The sequence below is a fragment of the Pseudomonas solani genome, from assembly GCF_026072635.1.
Lineage (GTDB): Bacteria > Pseudomonadota > Gammaproteobacteria > Pseudomonadales > Pseudomonadaceae > Metapseudomonas > Metapseudomonas solani.
Genome location: NZ_AP023081.1, coordinates 5,041,102 through 5,056,241 on the forward strand (window position 1 = coordinate 5,041,102; position 15,140 = coordinate 5,056,241).

Here is a 15,140-nt window from a genome sequence, read left to right on the forward strand (position 1 = left end):
TGGCTTGCAGGGACGCAGCCCGGACTTCAGTCCGGGTGCTAGTGCGCATCGGTTCCCGGGCTGAAGCCCGGGCTACAGGGGGGGCGCGGTTGGGCGGGGCCTTAGTGCGGGGCGCGGTTGCGGATGGTTTTCATCAGGTCGTCGGGGCTGATGTGGCTGGTTTCGCGCCGTGCCCGCACTGTTGCTGGTGAACCATGCACCCGCTTACGGCCATTGAATAAGGGCTCGCGCAGGGCAAAGACACAGAGTTGCTCTTCTGCATAAAGGCGTCGAAAGCACACCTCTGTCTTGCGGTAGCCCTGTGCATTTTGTCGATGCCCATCATCGCTTCAGAAGGTTCGCTAGCTGCTGGGGGCTTTTCCCTATTCCCAGCTCCTGAGGGTATTCAGCCTACTGTCTCACCCGCATGCGGGGCTCGGCAGTTCGTAGCAATACGGTTGCAGGCCCGTGATGCATGTGGGTCATGTCATCGATGAGGCCAGAGCATGCCCCGCCGGACGCCGCCATTTCTTCGGTCACAGTCGCCGCCGTCTCCAGATAGGCGCGTTCGACGCATCGCCTCGTTGATGCCACCCCTCGCCACCGGCGCCTCACAAGCTGCTCGGCTAGTGCCGCCCCGGAACACGCAAAGGAGCGTGCCCCATGCTTATCGACCTCTTTTACGCAATGAAGGATGAGTACCGTCTTTGGCGGGAGGGACCTCCCGCGCCGCCGGTGCAACGCCCCAGCCCGCCGCCGCCAGCTCCGCCGCTGGAGTCGCCACCTCTCAACGACTTGCCGGCAGTGAAGAACTGGAGTCACCCCTTTGGCGATACCTCGTCCGTCTTCCAGCAGTTGGCCACGCTGGCCAAGGCACAGTCGGGCTACTTTCCGCTGGGGCGCAATGGCCTGTGGCATGGCGGGGTGCATTTCGATTCAGGCACGGCGGGCACGGCGGGCCCTCAAGGCCAGAGCTTCGTGCGTTGCCTGGCCGATGGTGAGGTGATCGCCTATCGCATTCCCGAGCAAACGCCTAAGACCACGTTCTTCCCGGCACCAGGCGTGATCATGAAGGCACCCTTCGCCACGGGCTTCGTGTTGGTCTGCCACCGTCTGGAGGCCCCGAAGATCGAAGGCGTCGCCGACACGCCCCCCAGCCTAATCTTCTACAGCCTGTACATGCACCTCGCGGACTGGGCGAGCTACCTGGCGGACCCTGACAAACCACGGCCAGCGTTCTGGCCGGAGTCGAACCAGTACCGGGTGAAGACGGATACAGACTTCAGTCCTGTCCGTGCTGGCGAAAGAGGCCTCAACCTCAGGCACGCTCCGACTCAGGGCAAGACCATCGGCTTTCTACCGCAAGGCACTGCCATCACCGTCAGCGGTGAAGGTGCCTATCGCAAAGTCGAGGGCATCAAGGGGCCGGTGAAACTGCAAAACCCAGACGGCACCTTGCAAGGCTATGTCGGCTTCAGCGCATTGCTGGACCTGGGCGGTGGAGCCTATCGGGTCAATACGACCCGTGATGCGCTGCGGGTGCGACCCACACCGGACACCTCCCGCGACAAGATCTTCGAATTGCCCAGCGGCACGGAAATCACCATCAGTGGAGAAGGCGACTTCCGCAAGCTGGAAAGCGTCGTCCAGTACGTGCATCTCGCTTCGCTGGAGGGTGAGCGCGTACCCGAACGGGGGAAGGTCGTGGTGCTGGACAGGCCCCGCCCGATCAAGGCCGGCGACCTTATCGGTCACCTCGGCCCCTACCAGGAGAGCAATGAGGAGGCCCCGCAGGAGCGATTGCACCTGGAAGTCTTCGCCTGTGAAAACGTGGAGGCCTTCTTCGCTCGAAGCCGCCAATGGGCAGACCAAATGCCCGAGAAAGCCAGAACCTGGCTGAAGCTGGAAAAGGGCACGACGGTCGTCGTCCACCAGCCAGGCCACAGCCACTCGGCTCCGCCGAACCTTGGCGACCCCCATGTTGCGAGCGGTGCGAAGCTGCTGATCCCGCGTACCGAACTGGACGGCCTGTCGGCAGATAGAAAGATCACCGTACCCGCCACTGAGACGTCCAAGGCCAGGAACTGGTATCGCCTGGATGACCTGTTGATCGACGCAGCGGGCAAGGACATCCCCATGGGGTGGATCTGCGATGAAATCGGTGTAACGCCCTGGGTCAACCCCTGGTCGTGGGACGGCTATGAAGTCATCTACAACGACGACCCGCCACAGAACGCCCTGGCCCACTTCCTGTTGAACATGGGCGATTACTTTGATGGCAAGGAAATGGAGCAGTGGAAGCCCCTGGCCGATGCATCAGACAAAGGACCGGTAAGAGAGCGGCTCTTCGAAATCATCGATGCAGATCGTGATGGGAAGATCACCACTGACGAGATTCAGAAGGCGCTCAAGGTTCCCGCCTACGCCCAGTCCATTTCTCAATTGGTCATTCACTACGAAAGTGAGTGGTTTTATCAACAACGGAAGTGGGATGCGCTGGATAAGGTGCTCGGGCATACGGGATCGACGCCCATCTTGAATTGGGTGGCTGAGAAGGAACGGATTAAGGAGTTGAGTTGGTGGGAGGAGGTATCCGTATTGGGTTACTTACCTAATGATGCTGTGCTTAGCTTTTTAAATCCTATTGGTATTTTGATCGGCTTGTCAGGTGCTATTGGCGCGGATGATGTCTCATGGCTAATAGTTCCGCGTGGGCAGTTGACCTTCGATGTTGAGGGTAATGATGTCGAAAATGAAAGGAACTATTTGCATAAGTACTTTAGCAGGATTGCGCATTGGCCTGGTGGAGAGTCAGGAGTAACTATCGGGCGTGGGTATGATTTGGGTCAGAGGCCCTTTCCTGAAATGGATTTAGGTGGGGTTGGTATTCAAGAGCCGCTCTTTTCATGGCTCTTGGGTGCCAAGGGGTTGCGAGGGGAAAGTGCGAAAGCATATTTGGAAAGAGCTCCGGAAAATATAAAGAAGCAAGCGATAACCAGGGAGCAGCAGTACAAATTATTCTTGCTTGTCTATGATTTTATGAGGAAGGAGGTGATTAGAATTTCAGGGAGCAGCTTTAATGTAAATAACTATGGAATTCTGAATTGGGAGGCGGTTGATTCAAAGATTCAGGATGTAGTGGTTGATTTGATATACAGGGGTGACTATACGCCGGAAAAGCGCGCTGTTATGCAGAGATATTTTGTTGATAGCGATATTTTAGGGATGCGTAAGGTCATGTCGGGTATTGAAAACTGGTACGGAGTGCCATCCGATAGATACATGAGAAGAAGGGAGTATCTTAATTGAGTAGATCTATTCTGTTGTTGGTGTTTTTTTGCTCAATGGCTATGGCGGGAGATATGTTGGATTACAGGCAGGTCAGTCAGGCAGGATCAGGTGTTGTTGGTGGTAAAGTGATCAGATATTTTGCTGTTTTCAGCAACAAGTGCATCGTGGTTCAAGTTCTACGGCCGGGTGGTGGGGCTGAGGTCAAGATTGATTCGGAAAATAGCATTTGCTCGCTAGATGGAAAGAGTTTTAATTCCGACTTTGCAGATGTCGATCTAAAGGATGGGGCCTTTGATTCGGGGAAATTGATTCTTGAAATTGGGTTTACGCCATTGATACCTACGGGAGAGCAAGTAAAAAAATGTGAAGTAATTTTTGCTGGCGAAGTAGCTAGGCACCTTGTCTGTGGGGAGTTGCAATAGGTCTCTCATTCACATCGCCAATTCCGCCACCGGAGTCGATCAGGAAGCCTGCCGAAAGCACCGTGCGGAGGTGCGCACGGCACACCCTACGGCTCGCGTTCATCCTGCCGGCTTCTCAATTCGCACCGTCACAGTTGGAGCCGATGGCTCATGACCACGTCCTGAGGACGTGGTTTCCCGCGTTCGAATGAAGGCCTGCCGCCCTTACTTCACTTCGCCTGTGCCAGGCTGGCCATATAGGCCGCGAACATGTCGCTCAGGGCTCCGATCAGTTCGCTGCGCGTGAGCGGCGGATGGGGGTGGCTCATGAAGCGGATGATGGTCATCAGCGCGCTGTTGATGACCACGTAGAGCGTGGGCAGCGGGTTGTCGATGGGGATTTCCCGCAGGTGGCGCAGCAGGTAGAGGCGGCAGAAGTCGAACAGGTGCCGCTCCATTTCGTCGACCACCTTTAGCGTGCGCAAGTCCTGCCAGTGGCGCGCCAGTTCGAGGTGCAGGTTGGCGTTGCGGTCGATGAATGCGAATACCGCCTGCAGCAGGCGCTCCACGGCGGTGTGCACGTCGTCCGCCAGCAAGGCCGTGGCGTTGTCGCGGACCACGTCGGCCAGCGCCTGGCTCATGCGGTCGAGCAGGGCCTCGACCAGGGCTTCCTTACTGGCGAAGTATTGATAAAGCGAACCGACACTGACCCCGGCCTCGGCGGCGATGAGGTTGGTGCTCAGGCGTGCCAGACCGTCGCGGGCGATGACCCGGGCGCAGGCTTCCACCAGGTCGGCGACCATCTGTTGCGAGCGTTGCTGGCGGGGCTGCTTGCGCATGACAGGCTCCGGACGCGAATTGAATGCGAGCGGATAGTCGCATTAGCGTGAGGGCGTTTCCAAGCCCTTGCCGGAGCCGCTTCCATGCATACAGCAGACCTCGCTCAGCCCGCCCATCAACCTGCCCAGCCGAGCCCGTTGGGGCCGGACTCGCTCACCTGGCGCTACTTCGGCGACCTGCGCGGCCTGTTGCTGATCGGGCGCACCGGCATCCTGCAGAACATGCACCCGGGCCTGGCCGCGGGCGTGCTGCAGCACTCCGACCTGTTCGCCAACCCCTGGAACCGCCTGCTGCGCTCCATCCCGCCGATCCTGGGTGTGGTCTACGACGGCGGCCAGGCTGCCGGCACGGCTTTGCAGGTGCGCTCCTTCCATCGCGATATCAAGGGCCAGGACGGGCAGGGGCGGCCCTACCACGCCCTCAGCCCCGAGCTGTTCTACTGGGCCCACGCGACCTTCTTCGAGGCGCAGATCGCCCTGCAGCAGTGGCTTGGTACGCCCCTGGACGAACAGCAATGCGAGCGCCTCTACCAGGAGTCCGTCCACTGGTATGCCCTCTATGGGTTGCCGATGGGGCAGGTGCCGGAAAGCTACGTCGCCTTTCAGGAGTATTGGCAGCGGATGCTGGAGCAGCGCCTCCAGCCGACGGAGATCACCGCCTGGTATTTCGGCTCGACCGGGGGCTTGCAGGCGCCTTATTCCTGGATGCGCGGCCCGCTGTGGTGGTGCCTGCAGCCGGTGCTGGTGGGCGGCGTGCGCTGGGTGGCGCGGGGCACCTTGCCGCCGGTATTGCGGGAGCGGCTGGGGCTGCGCTGGACGGCGTCGGACCAGCGCCGGTTGCGCCTGCTCGCCGGGTTCCTGCGGCTGGCCTGGCGTGTGCTGCCTGGGGAGTGGGGCTATTTCCCCCGGGCGCGGCGGGCGATACGGCGTGCGCGCCTGGCTGCCCCTGCAGAGCAGCGGAGTCCCGGGGCTTGATGGGCTTCACCGGTCCCGGGCTGAAGCCCGGGCTACAGGGGTGGCGCGGTTGGGCGGGGCCTTAGTGCGGGGCGCGGTTGCGGATGGTTTTCATCAGGTCGTCGGGGCTGATGTGGCCGACCACCTGGGTCGCGGCGCTGCCGGGTTGCGGCAGGTCGAGGATGTGGCCCTTCATCTTGCCCACCACGTGCATTTCGCAGGGCTTGCAGTCGAACTTCAGGGTCAGCACTTCGTCGCCGTGCACCAGCTGCATCGGCGCGACCTTGGTGCGCACGCCGGTCACGCCCTTGGCCTGCTTGGGGCAGAGGTTGAAGGAGAAGCGCAGGCAGTGCTTGGTGATCATCACCGGCACTTCACCGGCTTCCTCGTGCGCCTCGTAGGCAGCGTCGATCAGCTGCACCCCGTAGCGGTGGTAGAAGTCACGCGCCTTCTGGTTGTAGACGTTGTAGAGGAACGACAGGTGCGCTTCCGGGTACACCGGCGGCGGCACGGCGACGGGTTTGCGGCCGCCGCGCGGGTGGGCGGCGACGCGGGCGGTGGTCAGTGCCTCGATGGCTTCGCGGCGCAGGGCCTTGAGCTGGGAGTTAGGGATGAAGAAGGCCTGGGGCGCGTCCAGCTCCACGGCGTCGGCGTGGTACATCGTGGTGCCCAGCTGGCCGAGCAGGTCGTGCAGCTGTTCGAGGGCCTGCTCGGGCTTGTTGGCGGCGCCGAAGGGGCCGTCCAGGGCGACGCTGGCGCTGATGCCTTCCTCGCTGGTGGCGGTCAGTTCCAGGCGTTCTTCACGCAGCTTGGCGACCCAGGAGAGGCCGATGCGGCGCTCGGACGAGGTCTTCTGCAGGGCCTGCTGCCAGTTGTGGTCGAGGTTGCGCGAGAGTGGGTGGTTGGGGCGCAGGCGGAACAGGCCCTCGGGCATTTCGTTGGGCTCGACGCGGTAGCGGTAGCGCTTCTGGCCGTCTTCCTCGAACTCGCCCTTGGGCTCGGCGATGTTGGCGCGGAAGCCCACGACTTCGCGCTTGACCAGCACATTGAGGCCGTCGCCGTTGGACAGGGGCTCCTGGGTCACCACCAGCAGGTCGCGCTTGTTGACCTTCTCGACGTTGCCCACCAGCAGGCCGGTGAAGGTGGGGGAGTCGAAGGCGCCGATGTCGATCTTGCGGTCGGTGACGAAGTAGTCGGTGCTGCCACGGTGGAAGGTCTTGTCCGGGTCGGGCACGAAGAAGTGGTCGGTGCGGCCGCTGGAGGCGCGGGCCAGGTCCGGGCGGTTTTCCAGGATGCCGTCCAGGCGCTGGCGGTAGTAGGCGGTGATGTTCTTCACGTAGCCCATGTCCTTGTAGCGCCCTTCGATCTTGAAGGAGCGCACGCCGGCGTCCACCAGGGCGCTGAGGTTGGCGCTCTGGTTGTTGTCCTTCATGGACAGCAGGTGTTTTTCGAAGGCGACGACGCGGCCCTGGTCATCCTTGAGGGTGTAGGGCAGGCGGCAGGCCTGGGAGCAGTCGCCGCGGTTGGCGCTGCGGCCGGTCTGGGCGTGGGAGATGTTGCACTGGCCGGAGAAGGCCACGCACAGGGCGCCGTGGATGAAGAACTCGATGGCGGCGTCGGTGTGGTCGGCGATGGTGCGGATCTGCTTGAGGTCCAGCTCGCGGGCCAGCACCAGCTGGGAGAAGCCAGCCTGGTCGAGGAACTTGGCCCGCTCCAGGGTGCGGATATCGGTCTGGGTGCTGGCGTGCAGCTCGATCGGCGGGATGTCCAGTTCCATCACGCCCATGTCCTGGACGATCAGCGCGTCGACGCCGGCGTCGTACAGCTGGTGGATCAGCGCGCGCGCCGGCTCCAGCTCGTCGTCGTGGAGGATGGTGTTGATGGTGACGAACACGCGGGCGTGGAAGCGCCGGGCGAACTCCACCAGCTGGGCGATATCGGCCACCTCGTTGCAGGCGTTGTGCCGCGCGCCGAAGCTCGGCCCGCCGATGTAGACGGCGTCGGCCCCATGCAGGATGGCCTCGCGGGCGATGTGCACATCGCGGGCAGGGCTGAGCAGTTCGAGGTGGTGTTTGGGTAGGGACATGGCAAAAAGGCTTCCGGCACGGTGCAGGGCGCGAATTGTAGCCGCACCGCGCGTGCTCGGCACCCTTGGCCGCGCTCATTCCCGACGGTCGCTCGCGGCGCCGACGGTTGGCGCCCCGGCGAGGCCCTCAGCAACTGGATATATCGCGAATCCAGTCGTGGATCAGCGGTCGCGGTTGCAGCAGGTCGGCGTCGGCGGCGTCCAGCCGCGGCAGGCCCTGGTGGCCGGCGCGGCGGAAGTGCAGGCGGGTGCGGGCCTGCTGTTCATCGAGGATTTCGCCGCTCAGGCGCAGGCGCGCCAGCAGGCGTTCGTCCACCTGGTAGCTGCCACATTCCCGACAGCGCAGGGCGAGGCCGGGGCCGCGCGATTCCAGGGGCTTGGCTTCGTGTTCGCAGATCAAGCACTTCACGGGGCAACTCCTTTGTCCGGCAGACGACAGGCTTGAGTGGGGTTGCGATCCTGCCGACCGCTGCGCGACGCGGCTCTGTGGCCGCTGTGCAACGGGCGTGGCGATCGCTGATAACCATAGACCGGGTGCCGGAGGGTGAGTTGCAGAATTATTCGAGCCTTGTGTCGGCTGGGTTGCCAGGCCCCGCGCGCCGGGGCCTGGCGGCTGGCGGGGGCTAGATGTCCTTGCCGAGGAAGCTGTCGCGGTCGGGGTGGCGCGGTTTCGGGCGCAGGGCGGTGACCAGGCGGCCGTCGAGGGCGGCCAGGCCGGCGGCGATCAGGGCCATGCCGATGAAGTGCTTGGCCTCCAGCTGTTCGCCCAGCACCAGGGCGCCGAGGAGGATGGCGCTGACCGGGATGAGGAAGGTCACCAGCATCAGGTTGGTGGCACCGGCGCTGGCGAGGATGCGGAAGTACAGCACATAGGCCAGGGCGGTGGAGAGCAGGGCGATGCCGGCCAGTGCGGCCCAGGTGGCGGGGCCGGGCAGGGGCAGGGTCCAGGGGTGGTCCACCAGCAGGGCGACGGGGATCAGCAGCAGGGTCGAGGCGCTGATCTGCCCGGTAGCGGTGATCATCGGCGGCACGCCCATGGCCTTGAAGCGACGGCCGAAAATACCGGCGAAGGCATAGGACAGCGCGGCGCCGAGCACCGCCAGCTGCGCCCAGATATGGCTGCCGAGCCCCGACAGCGCAGCGGGGCCGATCAGGGTGGCGACGCCGGCCAGGCCGATGAGCACGCCGGCGAGCTTGCGGCCGGTCATCTTCTCGTCCTGGGTCAGCAGGTGCGCCACCAGCACCGAGAACAGCGGCGTGCTGGCGTTGAGGATGGAGGCCAGGCCGCTGGCGATGTGGGTCTGGCCCCAGACGATGAGGCAGAAGGGAATCAGGTTGTTGAGCAGTCCCATGGCGAAGAACGCCAGCCACACGCGGGGATCGCGCGGCATCCGCAGGCCCATGAGATGCACCAGGGCCAAGAGGGCGAGGGCGGCCAGGCCGATGCGGGCCATGACGATGGTGAAAGGCGGCAATTCCTTCACGGCGATGCCGACGAAGAAGAACGAACCGCCCCAGAGGATGGAAAGGGCCACCAGCATGCCCCATTCGCGTGTGCCCATGACGTTCTGCGTGTTCATCGCCTGTCTCCTTGCTTGAGTTCCATTCGTTGCAGGCGGTCGCTTGAATCCCGTCTGTGGCTCCCTATTATTCGGACGGGGCTCGGCGTGACAAACGAGCTTTTCTCCACGGACGATCGAGTTTTTCTAAAGCATGAGCACCTTGCCTTCCCTCAGCGCGCTGCGCGCCTTCGAAGCGGCGGCCCGCCACCTCAGCGTGACCCTGGCCGCCCGTGAACTCTGTGTGACGCCGGGGGCGGTGAGCCTGCAGGTGAAGGAGCTGGAGGCGGCTCTCGGTGTGCAACTGTTCCTGCGCCGGCCGCGCAGCCTGGCCCTGACCGCCGAGGGCGCGGACTACTTCGCCACCCTGCGCACGGCCTTCCGCCTGATGCGTGAAGCCACCGCCGAGATCACCGCCCGCGCGCGGCCGGCGGTGCTGACCCTGACCTGCACGCCAGGCTTCGCCCTGCAGTGGCTGGTGCCTCGGCTGGGTGGCTTCGAGGCGCGGATGCCGGGGATCGACGTGCGCATCAGCCCGTCCAACCGGCGCATGGATTTCGCCCACGACGGCATCGACCTGGCGGTGCGCCACGGCTTCGGCCGCTACGAGGGGCTGGTGGCCGAGCGGCTGGTGGACGACGAGCTGGTGCCGGTGTGCAGCCCGGCGCTGGCCGCCGGTACGAGCCTGTCGACGCCCGCGCACCTGGCGGGCTTCACGCTGCTGCACGACGAGCACCGCCACGATTGGCCGCTGTGGCTGGAGGCGGCCGGCGTGCCGGGCGTGGACGCCACGCGCGGGCCGCTGTTCGTCGACAGCAACGGCGCCATCGAGGCGGCCCGGGCCGGGCTCGGGGTGGCGCTGGTGCGGCGCTCCCTTGTGCATCGCGAGCTCGCGGCCGGTACCCTGGCGGTGCTTTTCGACCAGGGCGTTGCCAGCGCCCTGGCCTATTTTCTTGTCTACCCGGCCGGCGTTCTGGAGCGTCCCGCAGTGGCGGCGTTCCGCGAATGGCTGCTGGCCGAGGCGGGCAGGGCTTGAGGAATCGAACATGGAATACCTGATCAGAACCGCCACCCCTGACGACGCCACGGCCATCAGCCAGGTGGTGCTCCTGGCGCTGGCCGAGAGCAACGCCCGTGACTACCCGCCGGCGGTGATCGCCTCGGTGCAGGCGAACTTCGGCCCCGAGCAGGTGCGGGGGCTGCTGGCGGCGCGCGAGGTGCTGGTGGCGGAGGAGGCGGGCTGCGTGATCGGCACTGCCAGCCTGGACGGGGACGTGGTGCGCACCGTCTTCGTCGCGCCAGGTGCCCAGGGGCTGGGCGTTGGCCGGCGGCTGATGGAGCATGTCGAGGCGCTGGCGCGGGAGCGCGGCGTCGCGGTGTTGAAGGTGCCGTCGTCGATCACCGCCGAAGGCTTCTACGCGGGGCTGGGCTTCCAGGCCGTGCAGCAGATTATCCGGGGCGAGGAGCGCACCATCGTGATGGAGCGCTCGTTGGCGGCTGCTCAGCCTGGGTGAGTGATGGGCGGTGGTCTATAAGAAGTCCTTGGCAGCGATCCTCTTGTGCACAGGCCAGGATGCTGCCACTGACGACCCGGCCCAGCGATGGAGTGCCTTATGCCGCGCAAGAAGAAACCAGTGAATACCGCCGCCGTTGGCACCGTTCAACATGATTCGCTACCCAGGCCGGTCACCGATGAGGAATGGGCGGACTACAGCGCGGCCTTCCCCGGCCTGACCCGTGCCAATGTCTACGTGACCTCGCCTGGCTGCTATGACGGCTACAACTGCATCGGCTGGACCGTGGGCGACACCACGCTCGAATTCGATGTGGAGGCGGTCACCGGCATGGTGAGGTTCTACCTGGACATGGGGTTCGTCGAGGTGCCAGCGGGGCACGATGCCGCTGATGTGGACCTCATGGCCATTTCCAACGGCCATTTCGCCAGCCATGCCACCAAGAAGTACACCGGCCCCAAGATCGATGGCATGCCTGACGACTTGTGGGAATCGAAGCTCTACCCCGGCGCACGGGTCACCCACGGGCGCCTGGAGCTTGCAGGTGAGACTTACGGTGCGCTCGTGAAGTCGTTCAGGAAGGCGTGAAGGGGACGTCCGTGTCCCCGGGTGCAGCCAGTAAGCGTCGTCACCAGCCGCAGGCGGCCTCGAAGCTATCGGCGCGGGCCATCTCCCACATGCGGCCGTAGAAGTCGGCTTCGATGGTGTCCTTGAGCAGGTCGCCCGGCTTGAGGAACACGTGGAGCTGGGAGAACAGGCGGATCTCGCTGTCGGAGACGCGGCGCACCAGGTGGCGCGGTTCCAGCTGCGCCGGGTGGTCGAGGCCGGCGGCGGCGAGCATCTCGGCCAGGGCCTTGAGGGTGTTGCGGTGGAAGCTGTGCACGCGCTGGGCCTTGTCGGGCACCACCAGGGCGCGCTGGCGCAGGGCGTCCTGGGTGGCGACGCCGGTGGGGCACTTGTTGGTGTGGCAGCTCTGCGACTGGATGCAACCGATGGCGAACATGAAGCCCCGCGCGGAGTTGGCCCAGTCGGCGCCGATGGAGAGCACGCTGGCGATGTCGAAGGCGCTGACGATCTTGCCGCTGGCGCCGAGCTTGATCTTGTCGCGCAGGTTCAGCCCCACCAGCACGTTGTGCACGAACAGCAGGCCCTCGCGCAGCGGCACGCCGATGTGGTCGGTGAATTCCAGGGGCGCGGCGCCGGTGCCGCCTTCCTTGCCGTCGACGACGATGAAGTCCGGGTAGATGCCGGTGGCCAGCATGGCCTTGGCGATGCCCATGAATTCCCAGGGGTGGCCCAGGCAGAACTTGAAGCCCACCGGCTTGCCGCCGGACAGCTCACGCAGCTGGGCGATGAACTGCATCATCTCCACCGGGGTGGAGAAGGCGCTGTGGCGCGAGGGGGAGATGCAGTCCTCGCCCATCATCACGCCACGGGTCTCGGAGATTTCCTGGGTCACCTTGTGCTTGGGCAGGATGCCGCCGTGGCCGGGCTTGGCGCCCTGGCTGAGCTTGATTTCGATCATCCGCACCTGCGGGTCCTGCGCCTGGGCGGCGAAGCGCTCCGGGTCGAACAGGCCGGCGGCGGTGCGGCAGCCGAAGTAGCCGCTGCCCAGTTCCCACACCAGGTCGCCGCCGTGCTCGCGGTGGTAGGGGCTGATGCTGCCTTCGCCGGTGTCGTGGTAGAAGCCGCCGAGCTTGGCGCCCTGGTTGAGGGCGCGGATGGCGTTGGCGCTGAGGGAGCCGAAGCTCATGGCCGAGATGTTGAAGATCGACGCCGAGTAGGGCTGCTTGCACTGCGGCCCGCCGATCTCGATGCGGAAGGCCGACGGGTCACTCAGCGGTGCCGGGCGCATGGAGTGGCCGATGAATTCGAAGCCCGCCTGGTAGACGTCCATCAGCGTGCCGAAGGGCTTGTCGGCGCCTTCGTTCTTGGCCCGCGCATACACCAGCGAGCGCTGGGCGCGGGAGAAGGGCAGCTTGTCGCCGTCGGCCTCCAGCAGGTACTGGCGGATTTCCGGGCGGATGCCTTCCACCAGGTAGCGGATGTTGCCCAGGATCGGGTAGTTGCGGCGCACCGCGTGGGGTTTCTGCAGTAGGTCGAGAATGCCGACCAGCGACAGCACGCCGGTGAGCAGGGTGAAGGGCCAGACCCATTCATGTTCGATGAAGGGCAGGGTGGCGAGGGTGAAGAGCACGCAGAAGGCGAAGAACGCGTAGCGGCTGAGAAGCGACAGGCTCATGCGGTTTCCTTGTGAGAGGGCACGGGTTCAGCGTAGCGGAGCGTCAAGGTTACGCCTTGTGGCGCGGCGAGGGGCACCCTGAAGCTCGTCGGGTGAGCGCGCCAGGCGCCGTAGGCTAGCGCGGCGCGGCGAAGAAACGCCGCCACAACTCGGCCTCGCGCCCGCTGGCGCGCAGGGCGGCCAGGCCCTTGTTGAAGGCCTCCAGATAATCGCGGTTGCCGGCGGGTTGCCCGGCGAACAGCACGAAGTACTCCCAGCTTTGCAGCGGTGCGGTGGTGGTCAGCTGCGCGGCTTCGTCCGCGTCCAGTTTCTGGTTCACCAGCCACTGCCCGGTGCCCTTGACCATGTCCACGGCGTCGATACGCCCGGCGGCGAGCTTGCGCAGGTTGCTGGTTTCGTCGCCGCCCACTTCGTATTTCAGCAGGCCGCGTTGTTCGGCCTCTTCCAGCAGCGGGGTCTTCGCCGAGCCCAGGGGCAGGCCGATGGTCAGGCCGCGCAGGCGCTCGATGTCGGCCGGCGTGCCGTCCCATTGCACGGGGCGGGCGCGGTTGTAGAAGAGCACCACTTCGTCGCTGTAGACCCGCTCGGAGAACAGGCAGCAGGCCTCGCGCTCGGGGTTGCGGCCCCACACGGCCGAGGCCTGCCAGCGGCCCTGGCGCACTTCCTCGAAGGCGCGCTTCCAGGGAAAGAAACCGTATTCCACGGTGATGCCCTGGGTGGCGAAGGCCTCGCTGACCAGGGTGGGGATCACGCCATTGCCGGGCTGCGCGGCGCTGATAAGAGGCGGCCACTCGCCGATGGCGATGCGGATGTGGCCCTCGGCGAAGAGCGGGCGGGCGCAGGCGAACAGGCAGATGAACAACAGGATCCGGAATCGGGACATCGAATTCTCCCGGCGATGCACGCCGGGCGGCGTGGCACCCGTTCAGCCAAGCACAGGGCGTGCCGGCCTGCCAGCCGGCACGCCCTGTGCCCGTCACGGTGCGCCGAAGGCCTGTGGGCGGTCGAAGAAGCGGCGGCGCTGCTCCACGGGCAGTTTGCCGGCGATCTCCAGCAGCATCGCCTGGGCCGCGCTCTGCAGCGCTGCCGTGGCTTCGCGCTGCTGGGCTAAGCGTCGTTCGACGGCGGCGGCGTCCAGGGGCTCGCGGGCCAATTCATCGAGCAGTTGCTGGCGGTTGTCGCGGTTGGTGCGGGCCAGGTCGCGCAACTGCGGGGCGTGCTGGCGGATCACCGCGCGCACCTCGCCGCGTTGCTCGGCGGGCAGCTCCCGGACCCGTGCAATGAGTTGGCGCATGGGCTGGCCCTGGAAGCCGGAGTCGCCCGGTGCCGGGCGGGCGATCAGCCAGCCGCCGAGAAAGGCATTGCCGGCCAGGGAGAGCAGCAGGGCGCCGCCGAGCAGCCAGGTCCTGTTCATGGTTCTTCCGTCCACAGCAGTTGGTCCAGGGCCTGGGCGGCCACTTCCAGGTCGGCGTCGCCGGCCGGTGCGCCGGCATGGCCGGCGAGCAGCCCGAGCACGCCGCACAGAGCGAGGCTGGCGAGCTTCACCTGCCAGCCGTAGCGCCATTGTTCCAGGGCCCGTTGCAGGCGTCGGCGCCAGCCCGGGCGCTGCGGTTGCGCAGTGGCGCGGGCGACGATGCGCGCGGCGAGGTCGGCCGGGGGCGTCGGTCTTGGCTGTGCGGCAAGGCGCCGGCGCAGATCCTGTTCATCGTTCATCGGTGTTCTCCTCGTTCGGGCGGCCGGGCAGCCAGCGGCGCAGTTGCGCACGGGCGCGGCCCAGCAGCCCCTCCAGGGCCTTGATATGCACGCCCATCAGCTCCGCCGCCTGGGGGTTGCTGTGCTCCTCGAAGTAGCAGAGCACCACGGCCATGCGCTGTTTGTCCGGCAGGCGCTGCACCACCCGTTGCACCTCGGCGGCCTCGCGGGCGCGCTGCACTTCGGCGGCGGTGTCGGCACCGGGGTCGAGCAGCTCCTCCAGCAGGGCGTCGATGCCCTGCTCGGGGCGGCGCTTGCGGCGGCGCAACTGGTCCAGGCACTGGTTGACCAGGATGCGCTGCAGCCAGGTGGTGAAGCGCGCCCGGCCCGGTTGCCAGTCGGCGGCGTGGGTCCAGATGCGGGTGAAGGCTTCCTGGGCGGCGTCCTCGGCATCGGCCTGCTCGGGCAGCACGCGCCGGGCGATGGCGTAGGCGCGGGGCAGGTGGCGTTGCACCAGGGTGGCGAAGGCGCGTTGGTCGCCTTCGGCCACGGCGGCCATCAACTGCTCGTCATCGAGTTCCAT

At 65.4% G+C, this 15,140-nt stretch carries 15 protein-coding genes; 6 read left to right on the top strand and 9 right to left on the bottom strand.

What is annotated here, in order from left to right; genetic code table 11:
* Positions 1–642: 642 nt before the first annotated feature.
* Together PSm6_RS23060 and PSm6_RS23065 are read left to right on the top strand one after the other, a co-directional pair.
* A complete protein-coding gene (locus PSm6_RS23060; protein WP_265168367.1) occupies positions 643–3,288 on the top strand; it encodes a DUF8812 domain-containing protein in 2,646 nt (881 codons plus the stop codon).
* On the top strand, positions 3,285–3,692 hold the full coding sequence (locus PSm6_RS23065; protein ID WP_169708388.1) for a hypothetical protein: 408 nt from the start codon (positions 3,285–3,287) through the stop codon (positions 3,690–3,692). The genes PSm6_RS23060 and PSm6_RS23065 overlap by 4 nt, the downstream gene beginning before the upstream one ends.
* A gap of 209 nt (positions 3,693–3,901) precedes the next feature.
* On the opposite strand, the gene PSm6_RS23070 is transcribed toward PSm6_RS23065, so the two are convergent.
* Positions 3,902–4,510, bottom strand: a complete 609-nt coding sequence (locus tag PSm6_RS23070) for a TetR/AcrR family transcriptional regulator (RefSeq protein WP_021219176.1) — start codon at positions 4,508–4,510, stop codon at positions 3,902–3,904.
* Between the two features lie 84 nt (positions 4,511–4,594).
* Between PSm6_RS23070 and PSm6_RS23075 the strand changes: the two genes are divergently transcribed.
* Positions 4,595–5,485, top strand: coding sequence for an oxygenase MpaB family protein (locus PSm6_RS23075; RefSeq protein ID WP_081672185.1), 891 nt, complete (start codon positions 4,595–4,597; stop codon positions 5,483–5,485).
* Between the two features lie 61 nt (positions 5,486–5,546).
* Here PSm6_RS23075 and PSm6_RS23080 read toward each other — a convergent pair whose 3' ends face one another.
* The 3 genes from PSm6_RS23080 to PSm6_RS23090 all read right to left on the bottom strand — a co-directional run bounded on the left by PSm6_RS23080 (position 5,547) and on the right by PSm6_RS23090 (position 9,130).
* Positions 5,547–7,550 (bottom strand): peptidase U32 family protein, encoded by a 2,004-nt coding sequence (locus PSm6_RS23080; RefSeq protein WP_021219174.1) that lies wholly within the window; start codon positions 7,548–7,550, stop codon positions 5,547–5,549.
* Positions 7,551–7,677: 127 nt separating this feature from the next.
* Complete coding sequence (locus tag PSm6_RS23085; protein ID WP_021219173.1) at positions 7,678–7,959, bottom strand: hypothetical protein; 282 nt, start codon at positions 7,957–7,959, stop codon at positions 7,678–7,680.
* Positions 7,960–8,173: 214 nt separating this feature from the next.
* Positions 8,174–9,130 carry a DMT family transporter gene (locus tag PSm6_RS23090; protein ID WP_021219172.1) on the bottom strand — a complete coding sequence of 319 codons (957 nt, stop codon included), beginning with the start codon at positions 9,128–9,130 and terminating at the stop codon, positions 8,174–8,176.
* A gap of 133 nt (positions 9,131–9,263) precedes the next feature.
* Between PSm6_RS23090 and gcvA the strand changes: the two genes are divergently transcribed.
* The 3 genes from gcvA (at position 9,264) to PSm6_RS23105 (ending at position 11,211) form a co-directional block, all read left to right on the top strand.
* Positions 9,264–10,145 carry a transcriptional regulator GcvA gene (gcvA, locus tag PSm6_RS23095; RefSeq protein WP_021219171.1) on the top strand — a complete coding sequence of 294 codons (882 nt, stop codon included), beginning with the start codon at positions 9,264–9,266 and terminating at the stop codon, positions 10,143–10,145.
* A gap of 10 nt (positions 10,146–10,155) precedes the next feature.
* A complete protein-coding gene (locus PSm6_RS23100; RefSeq protein WP_236209164.1) occupies positions 10,156–10,623 on the top strand; it encodes a GNAT family N-acetyltransferase in 468 nt (155 codons plus the stop codon).
* Positions 10,624–10,722: 99 nt separating this feature from the next.
* Positions 10,723–11,211, top strand: coding sequence for a DUF7689 domain-containing protein (locus PSm6_RS23105; RefSeq protein WP_021219169.1), 489 nt, complete (start codon positions 10,723–10,725; stop codon positions 11,209–11,211).
* Positions 11,212–11,251: 40 nt separating this feature from the next.
* Here PSm6_RS23105 and PSm6_RS23110 read toward each other — a convergent pair whose 3' ends face one another.
* The 5 genes from PSm6_RS23110 to PSm6_RS23130 form a co-directional block, all read right to left on the bottom strand.
* On the bottom strand, positions 11,252–12,865 hold the full coding sequence (locus tag PSm6_RS23110; RefSeq protein WP_236209165.1) for an FMN-binding glutamate synthase family protein: 1,614 nt from the start codon (positions 12,863–12,865) through the stop codon (positions 11,252–11,254).
* A 115-nt stretch (positions 12,866–12,980) separates the two neighbouring features.
* A complete protein-coding gene (locus PSm6_RS23115; protein ID WP_236209166.1) occupies positions 12,981–13,748 on the bottom strand; it encodes a substrate-binding periplasmic protein in 768 nt (255 codons plus the stop codon).
* Positions 13,749–13,841: 93 nt separating this feature from the next.
* Positions 13,842–14,279 (bottom strand): periplasmic heavy metal sensor, encoded by a 438-nt coding sequence (locus PSm6_RS23120; RefSeq protein ID WP_021219166.1) that lies wholly within the window; start codon positions 14,277–14,279, stop codon positions 13,842–13,844.
* Positions 14,276–14,578 (bottom strand): hypothetical protein, encoded by a 303-nt coding sequence (locus tag PSm6_RS23125; RefSeq protein WP_021219165.1) that lies wholly within the window; start codon positions 14,576–14,578, stop codon positions 14,276–14,278. The genes PSm6_RS23120 and PSm6_RS23125 overlap by 4 nt, the downstream gene beginning before the upstream one ends.
* Positions 14,568–15,140 carry a sigma-70 family RNA polymerase sigma factor gene (locus tag PSm6_RS23130; RefSeq protein WP_236209167.1) on the bottom strand — a complete coding sequence of 191 codons (573 nt, stop codon included), beginning with the start codon at positions 15,138–15,140 and terminating at the stop codon, positions 14,568–14,570. The genes PSm6_RS23125 and PSm6_RS23130 overlap by 11 nt, the downstream gene beginning before the upstream one ends.

Coding starts and splice junctions, on each gene's coding strand:
- PSm6_RS23125 (WP_021219165.1), bottom strand. CDS start 14,578: ATGAACGATGAACAGGATCTGCGCCGGCGCCTTGCCGCACAGCCAAGA.
- PSm6_RS23130 (WP_236209167.1), bottom strand. CDS start 15,140: ATGGAACTCGATGACGAGCAGTTGATGGCCGCCGTGGCCGAAGGCGAC.
- PSm6_RS23100 (WP_236209164.1), top strand. CDS start 10,156: ATGGAATACCTGATCAGAACCGCCACCCCTGACGACGCCACGGCCATC.
- PSm6_RS23105 (WP_021219169.1), top strand. CDS start 10,723: ATGCCGCGCAAGAAGAAACCAGTGAATACCGCCGCCGTTGGCACCGTT.
- PSm6_RS23080 (WP_021219174.1), bottom strand. CDS start 7,550: ATGTCCCTACCCAAACACCACCTCGAACTGCTCAGCCCTGCCCGCGAT.
- PSm6_RS23110 (WP_236209165.1), bottom strand. CDS start 12,865: ATGAGCCTGTCGCTTCTCAGCCGCTACGCGTTCTTCGCCTTCTGCGTG.
- gcvA (WP_021219171.1), top strand. CDS start 9,264: ATGAGCACCTTGCCTTCCCTCAGCGCGCTGCGCGCCTTCGAAGCGGCG.
- PSm6_RS23115 (WP_236209166.1), bottom strand. CDS start 13,748: ATGTCCCGATTCCGGATCCTGTTGTTCATCTGCCTGTTCGCCTGCGCC.
- PSm6_RS23070 (WP_021219176.1), bottom strand. CDS start 4,510: ATGCGCAAGCAGCCCCGCCAGCAACGCTCGCAACAGATGGTCGCCGAC.
- PSm6_RS23060 (WP_265168367.1), top strand. CDS start 643: ATGCTTATCGACCTCTTTTACGCAATGAAGGATGAGTACCGTCTTTGG.
- PSm6_RS23075 (WP_081672185.1), top strand. CDS start 4,595: ATGCATACAGCAGACCTCGCTCAGCCCGCCCATCAACCTGCCCAGCCG.
- PSm6_RS23120 (WP_021219166.1), bottom strand. CDS start 14,279: ATGAACAGGACCTGGCTGCTCGGCGGCGCCCTGCTGCTCTCCCTGGCC.
- PSm6_RS23090 (WP_021219172.1), bottom strand. CDS start 9,130: ATGAACACGCAGAACGTCATGGGCACACGCGAATGGGGCATGCTGGTG.